This window comes from Microcoleus sp. PH2017_05_CCC_O_A, from assembly GCF_020738785.1.
Classification (GTDB): domain Bacteria; phylum Cyanobacteriota; class Cyanobacteriia; order Cyanobacteriales; family Microcoleaceae; genus Microcoleus.
Genome location: NZ_JAEQCB010000057.1, coordinates 21,490 through 36,340, shown reverse-complemented (window position 1 = coordinate 36,340; position 14,851 = coordinate 21,490). Strand labels below are relative to the sequence as shown.

Annotated in this window: 9 protein-coding genes; 2 read left to right on the top strand and 7 right to left on the bottom strand. The window is 44.8% G+C overall.

Annotated features, from left to right (window positions below; translation table 11 throughout):
• Positions 1 to 290: 290 nt before the first annotated feature.
• The 3 genes from JGK20_RS14925 to JGK20_RS14915 all read right to left on the bottom strand — a co-directional run bounded on the left by JGK20_RS14925 (position 291) and on the right by JGK20_RS14915 (position 8,346).
• The gene (locus JGK20_RS14925; RefSeq protein WP_293193395.1) at positions 291 to 2,264 is read right to left on the bottom strand and encodes an ABC transporter ATP-binding protein/permease; all 1,974 of its coding nucleotides are present in this window, start codon (positions 2,262 to 2,264) and stop codon (positions 291 to 293) included.
• Between the two features lie 304 nt (positions 2,265 to 2,568).
• Positions 2,569 to 3,426, bottom strand: a complete 858-nt coding sequence (locus JGK20_RS14920; protein WP_293231083.1) for a DUF1361 domain-containing protein — start codon at positions 3,424 to 3,426, stop codon at positions 2,569 to 2,571.
• A gap of 264 nt (positions 3,427 to 3,690) precedes the next feature.
• Positions 3,691 to 8,346, bottom strand: a complete 4,656-nt coding sequence (locus tag JGK20_RS14915; protein WP_293231080.1) for a PAS domain S-box protein — start codon at positions 8,344 to 8,346, stop codon at positions 3,691 to 3,693.
• 495 nt (positions 8,347 to 8,841) lie between these two features.
• On the opposite strand from JGK20_RS14915, the gene JGK20_RS14910 reads away from it, so the two are divergent.
• Entirely contained in the window at positions 8,842 to 10,209 is a 1,368-nt protein-coding gene (locus tag JGK20_RS14910; protein ID WP_293185135.1) for a TldD/PmbA family protein, read from the top strand.
• Positions 10,210 to 10,541: 332 nt separating this feature from the next.
• On the opposite strand, the gene JGK20_RS14905 is transcribed toward JGK20_RS14910, so the two are convergent.
• Both JGK20_RS14905 and bioF read right to left on the bottom strand, forming a co-directional pair.
• Positions 10,542 to 10,691, bottom strand: coding sequence for a hypothetical protein (locus JGK20_RS14905; RefSeq protein ID WP_293143575.1), 150 nt, complete (start codon positions 10,689 to 10,691; stop codon positions 10,542 to 10,544).
• A 393-nt stretch (positions 10,692 to 11,084) separates the two neighbouring features.
• Positions 11,085 to 12,257 (bottom strand): 8-amino-7-oxononanoate synthase, encoded by a 1,173-nt coding sequence (bioF, locus tag JGK20_RS14900; protein WP_293185137.1) that lies wholly within the window; start codon positions 12,255 to 12,257, stop codon positions 11,085 to 11,087.
• 66 nt (positions 12,258 to 12,323) lie between these two features.
• Between bioF and JGK20_RS14895 the strand changes: the two genes are divergently transcribed.
• Positions 12,324 to 13,259: an exopolyphosphatase gene (locus JGK20_RS14895; protein ID WP_293185139.1), complete on the top strand. Its 936-nt coding sequence runs from the start codon at positions 12,324 to 12,326 to the stop codon at positions 13,257 to 13,259.
• Positions 13,260 to 13,383: 124 nt separating this feature from the next.
• Here the strand turns inward: JGK20_RS14895 and JGK20_RS14890 are convergent, their stop codons facing one another.
• Entirely contained in the window at positions 13,384 to 13,617 is a 234-nt protein-coding gene (locus JGK20_RS14890; RefSeq protein ID WP_293143588.1) for a hypothetical protein, read from the bottom strand.
• Between the two features lie 11 nt (positions 13,618 to 13,628).
• Positions 13,629 to 14,750, bottom strand: coding sequence for a glycosyltransferase family 4 protein (locus JGK20_RS14885; RefSeq protein WP_293185141.1), 1,122 nt, complete (start codon positions 14,748 to 14,750; stop codon positions 13,629 to 13,631).
• Positions 14,751 to 14,851 lie beyond the last annotated feature (101 nt).

Sequence of the window (14,851 nt, the reverse complement as noted above, 5' to 3'; positions counted from 1 at the left end):
AATGATGTGACGTTCTGTTAGCTGCATTCTCAACCTCCTGACCACATAATACCATGCTTGATTACTTATGCTTACAAACTGAATGAAGTTTTACAATACCCAAATTATCCATTTTGATACCACTTCAAAAAAAGAATGCAACCAAGCGTCGAAATTTTGTAGGGTGGAGGCAAGGCGATGAGCGATTAATCTGTAGCACCTGCGCGATAAATCTCCAACCGTACCGCCACCCAGCACGAACCAAAAACTAAAAAACGAGTAAATTCACAATTTTTGAAACCAGCGCTGTATCAGCCAAAAACCTTCGTACTATCGCGGTATTTTTCGGTCGAAAGCAGTCGCCAACTCCCATCACCCAAAAGTTCCAAAACCTGCTGGTGATATTTCAACAAACTCAATCGGTGGCCCACACTCACAAATGTAGTTTTAGTTGCTTGCAACTGTTCGTATAAAAGTTGCTCGTTCTTCAAATCCAAAGCACTTGTAGCCTCATCCAAAATAGCATATCGCGGTTTCGTCAACAACAATCTGGCAAAAGCTAAACGCTGCTGTTCTCCCAGGGACAAAATCTCGACCCAATCTAAAGCCTCATCAAAACCGCCCAATCTGTCCGGCAAATCTGCTAAGTTGACTAATGCCAAAACACAGCGCAATTGTTCCTCATCAACCTTGCTGCTGGTATTGGGATAGAGAAGTTGCGATCGCAAATTGCCCAAAATCAGATAAGGACGCTGCGGCAAAAACAGCATTTCTCCCAATTCCGGCCGCGCCAGACGACCCGTTCCCGAGTCCCACAAACCCGCAATAGCCCGCAGCAAAGAACTCTTCCCAGAACCGCTTTCACCGACAATTAACAGTCCTTCTCCCGGCGACACCGCTACCGACAAATCCTTAATCAAAGTCTTTTGATGCTTCGGAGTATCTAAAGTAACCTGTTTCAGCATCAACTGAGAATCTACTACGACATCTATAGTAGTTCCTCCGGCACGAGATACCGCCTTTTTTGCTTCCAAAGTATCTGTAAATACAGTTAAACGATTGATACTAGCTGCAAAAGAACTAAGGGGTTCAATGCGACTGACAATCAGTGAAAAAGCGGCTAAAACCTGACGGAAAGCAAAACCCGCCTGAGTGATGTCTCCAAACTGAATCGTATCGGTTGTGTCGGCAAAATAAGCAGGAGCGAGAAACAAAGCCGGAATAATCACCACAGCATACCCATATCCAGTTGTAAAATAATCCAAATTTCGCTGCCAGCCAATTAGCAAATTAAAATTGCGGAATACTTCCACGAACCGCTGCTTTATTTGGATCGATTCTCGCTCTTCCCCTCCATAAAAGGCAATGGATTCAGCATTGTCGCGAATGTGAACCAGTCCGTAGCGGAAATTAGCTTCTTGTTTAAGTTGCTCGAAATTCAGAGGCACTAATTTTTGACCAAAAATCAGACTGGCGGTCGTCCCCAACATAGCATAGACAATCAGGAAAATTGAAAGTTGTTTCGAGATTGACCACAGGATACCCGTGAAAGATATGATATTAACTATTGAACTCAGGAGCGCCAGCATAAATGTCAAACTTGTACGAGTAAACGATTTGACATCTTCAGAAATTCTTTGGTCGGGATTGTCGATTTCCTTGTGTGAATTTATTTCGTAATAAGCCCGATTCTTAAAATACTTGTCCAGGAACTTATTTGTCATCCACTGTCGCCAGTAGAGACTCAATTTATCTTGGATGTAGCCGTAAATTACCACAATGGGAGTGCCGACTGCAAAAACCCCTGCATAGACAAAAAGATACTTCCAATAATTGAGCTGGTCTTTTTTTGCCAGTGCTGTATTGAAAAAGTTACTGACGTAACTAATGATTACATTCAAACCGCTTACGGACAGGGACAATAACAGCAATAAAGCTAAAAAAAACCACGACTGCCAATGCGCTATCAATCTGCCTTTAAAAAACCAAAAAGCGCTCAAAGGAATAATTAGCATCAAGGCAACAATGATAATTGTCGGGGAATCAATAATCTGCTGCAACAAACTAACTAACCCAGCAGCAATATTATTGACAAAATCCGGAAAAAGAGCGGCACCCCCCAAACATACAACACTAACGAGTACAAACATAGCAGCGAACAGAAATATTAATAACAGCGCTACTAATCCCAGAAAAACCCTGCCTCCTCCAGGCTCTAAAGGATAAAAGTAAGGCTGAGCGATCGCAATAAATTTTTCCCACAACTGACGGTCAAATCGATTCATTTTTACTGTTTGCAAAACTACTTCAACTGTTCTAACATATCAAGTTTGATTCCCCATTGTCGCAGTAATTTATTTGGGAGTTTAGGGAAGAGATTGGTCTCCTATGAGGTGCGCGGTCACGACTACAATTAAATTGGTTTGTAGTGAGGACTTTAGTCCTCATGAAAATCAGAGGACTAAAGTCCTCACTACAAACCAGATCGCGGTTATTTTACCGGAGATGATGTCACTCACAGAGGAATATTTGTTTTCCGATTTAAGTCGTGGAGACGCAAACAGTTTGTAGGTTAGTTGTGGGGTAAATCTAAAATCTTAAATCTATGGGATCGGGAGAAGTGGCGGTTTCGCCGATCGACTCCGACGACGATAGATTGTAGTAAAATCGGTGGCTAATCCCCAAACTAACTTGCTTGAGCACCCAATACAAAACAGCAATAACGACAAATGTTGCAGCCATTACTACAACCGGACGCTTACCAATCAAATCATTCATGACGGTGTTAACCAACGCATCGGGGTTAGTCAGGATGTCCCAAGTGTTGAACCGGATAAATCGTCCTAAATAAATGCCGATCGCCGAAAGTGCGTGTATAGTTATCTCCGTTGCCAGAATAAATCTACCCCAACCCTGTTGCTTCAGATAGTAACCCAAACCCATCACCGACAGTACATAGGCCTCAAATCCCGCCAACATAAACACCAGATACTGCGGAATCAGCGCCAATGTCACCACCCACACCGAGTTCCCCTCTTTAATCTGCTCGATCAGGTGAATGATATCAGTTAAAACGTAGGGTGCATTGGGCAAAAACGCGATAAACCAGAAAAAACCGCCCCACCAGCGGAGAGAGCGAACTCCGCGCTGTCGCAGCACCCAGATATCTAAAGCCATTAGTGCTAGCGTAATTGCGATCGCCCCCAAAACGTAAGTTGTACCCACATCTTGCACAATGTGCTTGAGATAGGACACAACATGGCGCGTGCTAGGCAAAAAAGTAGCGCCCAGGAGAACCCACGTACCCCACAGCAGCCAGCGCGATCGAGGTTTGCGGAAGAGCCAAAAACTCAACGCCAGCGGTACTAAACCTAAAAACAAATTCCAAGACATCCAGCGGACATTCTGTCCCATTGCTGCGATCGCTTCCAGGATTAATCCCATCATGTCAGTTTTTATACAATTAAAGGTTTCATGCAGCACCGCTTTCTCAGCAGCGTGAATCTATCTTAGTCGCTATAGCATTCGGAAGAGTTGACAGTTGACAGTTGACAGTTGACAGTTGACAGTTGACAGTCTGATTTGTAGGGTGCGTCAGCTAGCCACTTCTCGCTCCCCGCTGTCACATTACATAAAGGTACGTTGTTGCGCTTCAGCGCTCTTCGACGATCTATGAAAGAGCGCTGAAGCGCAACAACGTACCTAAGGAACCTACAGATAGGTTTTGCCGATCGGAATTTCGATCGCAAAAGTCGTTCCGCCTCCGACTTGGGAGAAACAGTCAATCTTGCCCTTGTGCTTTTCTACCACAATCGAGTGCGCGATCGACATTCCCAAGCCAGTACCTTTCCCCACAGCTTTTGTCGTAAAAAACGGGTTAAAAATGCGATCGATCACCGCCTGCGGAATCCCCGTACCGTTGTCCGAAATTTCCACCCTCACAGTGCCCTGGGCCGTGACACCAGTGCAAATCACAATCCGGCCGCTCTTAGTCGCTGCTTCTGGAACTGACAACTTGTGATATTGTTCTTCAATAGCATCAATTCCATTAGCAATAATATTCATAAACACTTGATTCAGTTGGCTGGCATAGCACTCCACCGGTGGCAGTTTCCCGAACTCCTTAATTACTTCAATTTCCGGGCGCCTATCGTGACTCTTTAAGCGATGCTGCAAAATCAACAAAGTGCTATTAATTCCCGCGTGAATATCGACAGGCTTCATTGCCGATTCGTCCAGCCGCGAGAAATTTCTCAGCGACAGCACAATTTGCCGGATGCGATCGGTTCCCACCTGCATCGAACCTACAAGTTTTCTTAGATCCTCAGTCATGAAATCCAAATCAATCTCTGCAATGCGATCGACAATTTTTGCATTAGGTTCGGGATACTCATGTTCGTAAAGATTCACCAGATCCAGCAACTGTGTAGTATACTGGTGTAGATAAGCAATGTTAGCGTGAATAAAGTTAACCGGATTATTAACTTCGTGGGCGATGCCTGCAACTAATTGACCCAAAGAAGACATTTTTTCAGTTTGAATGAGTTGAGATTGAGCAGAGCGCAATGACCGCAGCGCTGACTCTAGCTCTGTAGCTCTTTCTCTTTCTCGCGCCTCGCTTTGTCGCAGAGCTTCCTCTGATTGTTTCCGAATCGTAATATCCTGGGCAAATCCAATTATTACCTTTGACTGACCCTGAGAATTTCTGCTAAAAATAGTATCCCGACTTTGCAGCCAAAACCATTCACCGTTTGCTGCCAGCATCCGGTACTCAATTTCCCTAATTTCGCCATCTTTAATTTCTGCAAAGCTCGCGTGATATTCCAAAATTTTTGGCAAATCTTCGGGGTTAATTAACTGAGTCATTAGTGATGAACCCATCGCTTTAATTTCATCAAATGTATAGCCAAGAAGCGTGCCCATAGAAGAATTAGCATAGACATTTCGCTGTTCTTCCAAGTCATAAAGATACAAAATGCCGGGAGTAGCATCCGCAATTTTTTGAATAAACTGCTGGCTCTCTTGCAAAGCTAACTCAGCTTGTTTGCGATTCGTAATATCAATAGTGATACCGTCCCAAAGAATATCGCCGTTTTCTTTAGCTTCAGGACGCGAAATTGACTGAAACCAGTGAATTTTTCCTGAAGGCAGCACGAACCGTCCTTCCCAGTACCAAGGTTGCAAAGTTTGCGCTGAAATAGCAACAGATTCGTTATAATCTTGGCGGTCGTCGGGATGAACCAAATCTATTAGCAAAGCCGCATTTTTACGAAGACTTTCTGGTTCTAGCTCAAACATTTCTAGGGAAGCAGGACTGACGTAAGGGAAACTTAAATAACCATCTCCACCAAGCAAACATTGATAAATTACTCCCGGCACATTTACAGACATTTTTTGGAATTTCGCTTCACTTTTTTGCAGTGCTTCCTCTGCTTCTTTGCGCTCCGTGATGTCAGTAATTGAACCAACAATGCGGACAGCTTTTCCAGATGCATCCCACAAAGCTTGTCCGCGACTGAGTATCCATTTGTAGGTGCTGTTGTAGCACCACAAGCGGTATTCGGTGATGTAATGCGGCGTTTTTTTGTCTAAATGGTCTTGGAAAGCTTGCATTACTAAATCTAAATCATCGGGATGCGTGTTTCTGTTCCATTCGTCAAAGTAATCGAGCATGGGGATGTGTTCGTATCCCGTGATTTCTTTAAATCGATCGGACAGAAATATTTCTCCTGTTTGCAAGTTCCAATCCCAAATGCCGTCATTGTTACCTTTGAGTGCTAACTGCCAGCGTTCTTCTGTTTGCATCAATTGAGCAGTTCTTTGTTCGACTCTATTTTCTAGTTCTTCATTGAGCTGTTTGAGACTTTCTTCTGCCTGTTTCCGCTCGATCGCAATTCCCGCTAAATGCCTGACAGATTCTATCAATTGCAGCTCAAAATTTTGGGGAGTGCGCGGTTGGGCGTAATACATACCAAAAGTTCCCAAAACTTGACCCCCAGATGAGACAATAGGAGTAGACCAGCAAGCTCTCAGTCCAAAACTCAAGGCTAAATCTCGAAAGTCTTGCCACAAAGGATCGCTGGCAATATCTGTAACGATCACCTGTTCGCAGCGATAGGCAGCAGTGCCGCAAGAACCGACATTCGGGCCGATGGCTACTCCATTAATAGCAGCATTATAACTTTCTGGCAAACTGGGCGCGGCTCCGTGCAGCAAATGTTTGCCGTCTGGAGCTAGAATCAAAATCGAACCCATGACATCTCTAGATTGCTGTTCGATAATTTTAATTAAAGTATTTAAAGTATCGCCAAGAGTTGCGTCCTGAGCAATCATTTCTAAAATTTGTTTTTGACCTGTCAACCAATTTTCAGCTTGCTTGCGCTCGGTAATGTCCCGGGCAATCCACAAAGCCGTGTTGTCTTTCATTGGCGAAATGGTAGCAGCAAACCACTTTTGTTCGCTGCCAATTTCCAGGTGATATTCACAATTCAAAGTTTGATTAGTAGAGACAGCGATAGTAATTTGCTCCAAAAAAAATTCTGCTGTTTCTGGATCGAATAGATCGTGAATTTTTTGACCTATAACTTCCGTCGGTGGCTTGTACAAAAGTTCGGGATTTGTCTGGGCAACTTTTAGATAGCGTCCCTCAATATCGAACACAAAAATTACGTCGTTCATGGCAGCGAACAATGCCCGCAATTCTGCTTCTGAAGCTTGCAGGGCGAGTTCAGCTTGTTTGCGATCGCTAATGTCGCGCCCCACTCCTTGGTATTCGATCGCCGCACCTCGATCGTCAAAAGTTGCCCTGTCAGTCCACTGTATCCAGCGAATTTCGCCCGTGTCGAGAATTACGCGGTGTTCCCAGGTAATAGCGGGATTTTGTAGGCTTAAAGAATTGAAAATATCGCTGCAAAAGTTTCTATCTTCTTCCCAAATCAAAGGCATAAAAGAATTGCCGATCAGCTCCGATCGCGATTTATTGAAATAGCGGCAGTAGGCATCGTTGACAAAAGTCACAACTCCGCTGGGCAAGAAACGGCAAATAAGTTCGGTTTGGTCTTCAATAATTGCCCGATAGCGAGATTCGCTCGCTTGCAGCGCGGCTTCTGCTAGGATGCGATCGCTAATGTCTGTACCGACGAACAGCAGCCCGATCGATCGCCCTTTGGAATCGACCACAGGTTTGTTTCTCCAGGTTATCCAGACTTTTTCCCCATTGCGGCGGATGTTTTCATTTTCGTGTTTGAAGTATTTGTCCGGCTGTGCCACACAGTCTCGAATCATTATGACTAACTGATTTTCCGACAATGTGGCCGGATCTACAATTGTGCCGATCGCACTTTTGCCAAGAATTTCTGCTTGTGAATACCCGAAAAAATTTTCCGCAAACTCATTAAAAAAAGTAATCTTGCCTTCATTGTCTAACTGCACAATCATGCTGTTAGCGTTCTCAACCAGTTGTCGGTACTTAGCTTCGCTCGATCGCAGCATCGATAGGCCGTACATCCCCGTAAAAACCGCCACCCCGCTCAAAACTGCCAGCAAGCCACCTCCTGAGAGCAACCACCCCCGCCGTGGCGAATTCTCGGGCCATCCTCCTGCGGGAATTGCTGCCAACTGCCAGGAACCGTTGGGCAAAATCACTTCCAACACCACCGGATTGTTCTGAAAAATCGAGTTGTCGCCGAAAAACACCTCACCTGACACTCCCTTCGCGTCTTTCCCCCGGACAGCGTATTGCACCTTGGCTGAGGGATCGTTGAGTCCCGCTTCCTCAAGCAGGACATTTTTTTCGAGGATCACACCGATCAACCCCCAGTAAACTCCTGTTTCGGGCTCGGCGTCGGGGGGGGTCAGAAAAATTGGCGATCGGCTGATGAAGGCCACGCCTCCCTCCAATAATTGCACGGGCCCGGCAAGCAGAGTTTTTCTGGTGTGGATCGCATCTTCGACCATTTGCCGCTGTTTGGGTAGCGTCATCAAGTCAACGCCGATCGCCTTTTCATTTCCATCCTTCGGATAAATATCAGCGATCGTCGTCCCTTTAACTAAAGTGATGTTGCGAATGCCGGTTTGCTGTGCCAGCAGAATTCTCGCCGTAGCTGCAAACTCGGCTGCGGTGATGTCTGGGTTGTGGGAAATGTCAGCTACCAATCCCCGGATCAAAAATAGCCGGGAATTCAAAGAACCTTCCAACTTTGAGCGGACTGTGCTGAGCCGATCGATCGTGCTAGCGCGGTTGTGTTGCAAAAATCGCTCTTGTTCCGATCGGTCTAAAATGCCAACTCCGACCAAAATTGCTACTAATGCCGAAAATGCTGCTAAATACGGTGAAATTTGGAATTTTTTCAGCTTAAAGTATTCCATCTGTCGGCAGTTCAACTATATTTTTAAGTCTTTAGATAGATTTATTTTAGTTTCATTTTCCTATGCCGATGCAAGATTTCCGGCAGACGGAGCTTTTCACAAGTCTGCACGAGTTTTGTGTGTTCTAAGCTGTTGTACATCTCAATTGTTTATTTCAATTTCCTCGCACATTCTCCCCATTGGTGTCAACTTAAGGTCAAAAACTTTTGTATTTTTCGTTCGCAGCCGAAGCCAGATCCCCCTAAATCCCCCTTAAGAAGGGGGACTTTGAGTGCTTCTTGTCCCCCCCGACCTAAGGGGGGTTAGGGGGGATCTGGCATTAATCATCAGACAGAAGACTGGAATTACATTTGACGTGTTTGTTGACACCAATTCCCTCTCCCCCTCTCCCACTCTCCAGACTCGCGCACCCGAAACACGGGATTTGTTGGCTAAAATAAGGTTAGCAATAATTTTTGTCAGCGCTGGGCGCAAATAATTCATAGGGGCAATTTGATGCAGGAACAGTTGATGGAAGCGATCGCACCTTACCGCGATCGAGTAGATTATCTAGAAGTTCGCCTCGAACAAAGCGAGTCAACAGCCATTAGTTTTCGCGGCCCTCAGTTAGATGCAGTCAACCGCAGTTTCAGTCTAGCCGGCGGCATCCGCGCCTGTCACAAAGGCGGCTGGAGTTTTGTAACATTTAACGGTTTGGCTGAATTAAAAGCCCGGATTGAAGAAGCTGTCGTGCAGTCTCGTTTGGTAGGTAGCGAAAAAACTGTACTAGCAGATGTCACTCCGATTCAAGATTATGTAGCGGTGGAATTCGGTCGCGATCCGCGGTCTATTACTCTAGCAGAAAAACGCAAGTTGCTCGAATCTTACAACCAATTGCTGTTAGATTTCGACCCGCGAATTCAGACGACAATGGCCGGTTACAGCGATCGATTCGGGATTACTTATTTTGTGAATTCTCAAGGCACTTGCATTGCTCAAGAGCGTTTGGACGTGACGGGGCGGTTTGGGGCGATCGCCCGCGGGGAAGGCGGTGTCGTCCGTCAAGGGTTTGAATCGATTCATTCGCGATCGGATTACAATGTCTTGACAAATATTGAAGATCGTGTTAAAAGCGCGGCGGTGCGAGCTGTGGGCCAATTAGAAGCAAAACCGGTCAAAGGCGGCCAGTATCCAGTGATTTTAGACCCTTATTTGTCGGGGGTATTTATTCACGAAGCTTTCGGCCATTTGTCGGAAGCTGACGGCATTTACGAAAACCCGAAAATGCAGGAATTATTGACTTTGGGCAAGCCTGTGGCGATCGAACAATTGAACGTAATTGACGACGCAACATTGCCGGGATTGCCGGGAACTCTCAAATACGACGACGAAGGAGTGCCTGCTCAGTGCAAGCATTTAATTAAAAATGGAGTTTTAGCAGCGAGAATGCACAATCGCGAGACTGCGGGCAAAATGGGGGAAGCTCCGACGGGAAATGCTCGGGCTTTGAGCGCTACTTTTATGCCGTTGGTGCGGATGACTAATACTGCGATCGAATCTGGCGCACATTCTTTCGATGAAATGGTGGGCGACATTGAGGAAGGAGTCTATGCAGTACGGATGTTGGGAGGACAAACCAACGGCGAAATGTTTACCTTTGCAGCAGCCGAAGGCTTCATGATTCGCAACGGCAAATTGGCCGAACCGGTGAGTGATGTCACCTTAAGCGGCAACGTATTTCAGACTTTAAAGGATATTGAGTCGATCGGCAACGACTCAGTTTATGCCTACGGCGGATGTGGAAAAGGCGGCCAAAGCGGTTTAGCTGTCAGCGTCGGCGGCCCCCATTTGCGAATCAAAAATGTTGTAGTCGGAGGCAGATAATATATAGCCTTTCGAGCTTTCATATGAGGTACTCATGGGGATAGGGCATAGGGCATAGGGCATAGGGCATAGGGCATAGGGCATACCTCACTTTTTTTAGAACCGCTATATAAAAACTGTTGAGTTTTGAATTTTGAGTTTTGAACTCAACAGTTTTTATCCCCATCGGCGAACCCAAGAGTTCAATAAAAAACCCGGTTTCTTGAAGAAACCGGGTTTTTTTCTACCAACTAAGAGAGGATTGAAAAATTATCGGGTAGAGGTTGCGGGAATTCTGCATTTCTCGCGCAACCCTCTCAACCAAACTACGGGCTAATTTTAGTGGCAGCGACTTAAAGCTGTCTCATCTCATCTTCAAGCACCCGAACCAAATCTTGATTGCCGCTGGCTCTAGCTACTTCGATGCGGTGCATCAGTTGCTTTTGAATGTTAGCGCGGTGGGTTTCAGCGATTTTTTTTACGTTTTGGCGATTTGTGTTCATGGTGAACTTTCCTTATATTAAATTTGGTGTAACTCCTACTTCTTTAATATAGCGCAAAATTTCAAAAAGTATCTAAATTTACAAAAAGTTTACAGTTATTGACCGATCGACCACAATAGTGTATACTATCTCGCATAAGTCAATAGCGATATCTTGACATTTCCAATAATTTAAATAGTAGGCGTCGGTCAGATTCCCGCTTCCCAACAAAATAATTTCCCAAATCAAAGGTACATAGTTGCGCTTGGGCGCTCTTAGGCTTCAGCGCTCTTAGGTACGTAGTTGCGCTTCAGCGCTCTTAGGTACGTAGTTGCGCTTCAGCGCTCTTAGGTACGTAGTTGCGCTTCAGCGCTCTTTGATATAGACAAAAGCGCCAAAGCAAAGGTACGTGCCTTAGTCAAAACTGAAAACTTCCCCCAGCGCCTCTAGCAAATGGTGAAGGTGTGCGAGCTCGTGAGTTGCCATCAGCGAAATCCGAATGCGGCTGACACTGACAGTCGGAGGCCGAATCGCCACAGCCAAAATACCCATTTCCTTGAGTTGGCTGCTAACTGCTAAAGCTGTGGCTGCATCTTTTAACAGCAGACTGAAAATTGGGGAGAGGGAATTGCTAATTGGTAATTGGCGATTGGTAATCGCCCCATATTTGAAAGTTTCAATATTTTGTTGCAACCGAACTCGGCGCTCTGGTTCTTGCTGTACAATTCTCACAGCTTCCAAAGCAGCCGCCGTGTCAGCCGGCGTCAATGCTGTAGTATAAATCCAACTCGCGGCTCGATTGCGGAGAAAATCAATTAAAGTAGCGGAGCCCGCAACGTAGCCGCCCAAACTTCCCAAAGCTTTGCTAAGCGTGCCAACTTGAATTAGCGGCAATCCCTTACAGCCGAAATGTTCTGCACAACCGGCACCGCTAGCACCGAAAACTCCTGTAGCGTGAGCTTCATCTACTAATACCATACAGTTAAATTGCTCGCCCAAAGCTAACAACTCCGGCAGCGGACACAAGTCCCCATCCATGCTAAACACGCTATCGGTAATAATTAAACACTTGCGGAATTTAGCACGATTTTGTTCTAGCTTGGCTTTTAAATCCTCAAGATTGCAGTGATTGTACTCTAGCGCTGTTGCACGGCTGAGTATGGCTCCATTTTTGAGACTCGAATGATTGTACTTGTCAGATAATATCAAATCGCGCTGGCCGACAACTGATGCGATCGCCCCTAAATTCGCTAAATACCCGGAACTGAATACTAAAGCGTCTTCAGTTTGTTTTAAATTAGCAATAGCCAGTTCTAGCTGTCGGTGCAAATCGCGGTGTCCGCTGACTAACCTCGAACCCGTCGCACCCGTACCAAATTCCTTAGTTGCAGCCATCGCCGCTTGAATCAACCTGTCATCGCCGGCAAGTCCCAGATAATCGTTGCTGGCAAAGTTAATCAGCCAACGGCTTGCTAATTTTACCACAGGCCCCGGACAGCTTTCGATCAATTGTGGCGATCGATACCAATCGGCCCGGCGAACAGTGTCCAGGGACTTCTCTAGCCAAGCGTAAGGGTCTGCATTCATATTGTCCAGCGATCGAGTAATAAGTTATATTGTCTTATAATCAGTCCCTGCCTATCAGAGAAGCATATGCCACTCACTAAAAAATACAGATTAGTCACCCGCAGTGATTTTGACGGTCTTGTCTGTGCCGTTTTACTCAAAGAACTCGATATGATAGACGAGATTAAATTCGTGCATCCTAAAGATATGCAGGATGGAAAAATCGAAATAACAAATAACGATATTACCACCAATTTACCATATGTTGAGGGAGTTCATCTAGCTTTCGATCACCATTTTAGCGAAACTCTCAGACATGAAAAAATCAAAATCAACCACATCATTGACCCCTATGCAGCTTCCGCAGCCAGAGTGCTGTATAAATATTATGGAGGCAGAGCAAAATTTCCTGATATTTCCGAGGCGATGATGCTAGCAGTTGACAAAGCAGACTCCGCTCAATTTGCCAAAGAAGAGGTTTTGCAACCGGAAGAATGGGTGCTGTTAAACTTCTTGATGGACGCCCGCACTGGCTTGGGCAGGTTTAAAGAATTTACGGTTTCCAATTATCAGTTAATGATGGAGTTAATTGATTACTGCAAAAATCATACCATCGATGAAATCTTGCAGCTTTCTGATGTGAAAGAAAGAGTAGACCTTTACTTCGAGCAATCCCAAAAATTTGAAGACCAAATACAGCGCTGCGCCAAAGTTTACGATCATTTAGTCGTTTTAGATTTGCGTAACGAAGATGTGATTTATGCGGGAAATCGTTTTGTAATTTACGCTTTGTTCCCCGAGTGCAATATCTCGATTCACACACTATGGGGACTGAAGCAACAAAATACTGTTTTCGCCGTTGGTAAGTCAATCTTCAACAAAACTTCTCAAACTAATATAGGGGAGTTAATGTTAAAATATGGTGGGGGCGGCCACCGGAATGCGGGAACTTGTCAGATTGAAAATGATAAAGCTAGTAAAGTTTTGAAAGAGTTAATTGCCCAGATTGAGCAAAAGGGTTAAATTAAATTAACTTGATATTTTTGGCAGTCAGGACTTGAGTCTTTGATGATTTAAATTTTCAGGATTCAAGTCCTTACTACAAAAGGGAATGTTTAGAACTCAAGTCCTTGCTGCTAGCGGGAGTTTAGTCCTCAAGGTTTTGAGGTTGGGGGTTCGGGGCGTTGAAATTTTCTGCACTCTTGCCTTTGACTGGCGGCAAATAATCTACTAAACCCATATCAAAAGCCACATCCGGCAAATCGGCAGCGTTATAATTTCCTGCTTCAAACAATCGCCCAGGAGTAAAACAAGGCTGCTTCAATCTTACCACTTCGCTAGGCGAAAACATTCCCCTAAACATTTTGCGTTCGAGTCCCATAATTTCTGCTCCTAAAACAACTCTCGCATTAATCTTAACAATTTTTTGCCTGTCGCTTCCCAATTAAATAAATCCGCCGTCTCCCGAGCTTTTTGGGCTACCTGAAAACGCATGGGATCCTCCACAATTTTTCGCAACTGTTCGCGAACAGACTCAACATTTGGTTCGGCCCAATGAGGAGCATTTCTAATTTTAAGATACTGAGTATCGTAACATTCTCCGACGGGAATTAGATCGTGAGCAATGGGATAACAGTTAGCACTATTTGCGTACTCCGTCGGGCCACCGTACACAGTCATAGCGACTGGTAAACCCGCAGCAAAGGCATCCAAAATTTTAATCGCAAAACCCTCGCCACGAAACGGAGCCAAAAAAGCATCTGCTGATAAGTATAAATCCGCTAGTTCTGTTTTAGTAAAAAATTTAGGCTTTATCTCTATTTTCGGCTTTAATTTGCCGAATTGTCTTTCCATATTTATGATATGTTCGGTTATGGCATCAGGATTTTTGCCACCATCTTTGACGATCAACTCTACGTTGGCATCATCTTGAAACTCTTGATAAAATGCTTGGATGGCGAGATCCGTGCCAAATCTATACAAGTCAAAAGAATTGGTCATGTGCAGAATAGATTTTACATCGTTCTGGTTTTTTTTAGGTCTGGAAGAATAGAGTTGCGAAATTAAAGGATTGAAACCTAGAGGTATGACGGAGACTTTTTTTGTCGGACATCCAGCTTGGACTAAAACGTTTTTAGAATATTCACTGACGGCTATGATGTGGGATGAATTGTTGACAGCATCGTAAATCCAGTAATCATATTCATCATCATTTCTGGCGAATTCGTAATTAATGGCAAAAAATTCTAAGTTGAGGTGTCCGCTGAGTTCTTTTAAAAAGAAAGGTTTCCAATAATGAGACCATTTTAGCTGAAATAAATCTGATGGTGCGGTGTTCATCCACTTGGCTAGGAGGTGGTTTTCTTCGGCTGTGGAATAGCGTGTGAGGTGAGATGCGATTTCTGAGGGTTCGACTGAAATAGAAATCCCCATTTTGTCTAGGGTTTTCGCCAGCGATAGGGTAATGTCGGCGAAGGAATTAAAATTTTGAAAGCCGACGTTAAAGTGAACCATAATTAGTTATTGGTTATTGGTTATTGGTTATTTGTTATTGATTGTAGGGTGCGTCAGGCGAGTAGGTTTTCAATACAAACTCAGGATTTTTGCCCTGACGC

What these genes read in the sequence shown, in the direction of transcription:
- JGK20_RS14905 (WP_293143575.1), bottom strand. Translation starts at nt 10,691, where the DNA reads ATGAACACAAATCGCCAAAACGTAAAAAAAATCGCTGAAACCCACCGC.
- JGK20_RS14915 (WP_293231080.1), bottom strand. Translation starts at nt 8,346, where the DNA reads ATGGAATACTTTAAGCTGAAAAAATTCCAAATTTCACCGTATTTAGCA.
- JGK20_RS14925 (WP_293193395.1), bottom strand. Translation starts at nt 2,264, where the DNA reads ATGAATCGATTTGACCGTCAGTTGTGGGAAAAATTTATTGCGATCGCT.
- JGK20_RS14920 (WP_293231083.1), bottom strand. Translation starts at nt 3,426, where the DNA reads ATGATGGGATTAATCCTGGAAGCGATCGCAGCAATGGGACAGAATGTC.
- JGK20_RS14910 (WP_293185135.1), top strand. Translation starts at nt 8,842, where the DNA reads ATGCAGGAACAGTTGATGGAAGCGATCGCACCTTACCGCGATCGAGTA.
- bioF (WP_293185137.1), bottom strand. Translation starts at nt 12,257, where the DNA reads ATGAATGCAGACCCTTACGCTTGGCTAGAGAAGTCCCTGGACACTGTT.
- JGK20_RS14895 (WP_293185139.1), top strand. Translation starts at nt 12,324, where the DNA reads ATGCCACTCACTAAAAAATACAGATTAGTCACCCGCAGTGATTTTGAC.
- JGK20_RS14890 (WP_293143588.1), bottom strand. Translation starts at nt 13,617, where the DNA reads ATGGGACTCGAACGCAAAATGTTTAGGGGAATGTTTTCGCCTAGCGAA.
- JGK20_RS14885 (WP_293185141.1), bottom strand. Translation starts at nt 14,750, where the DNA reads ATGGTTCACTTTAACGTCGGCTTTCAAAATTTTAATTCCTTCGCCGAC.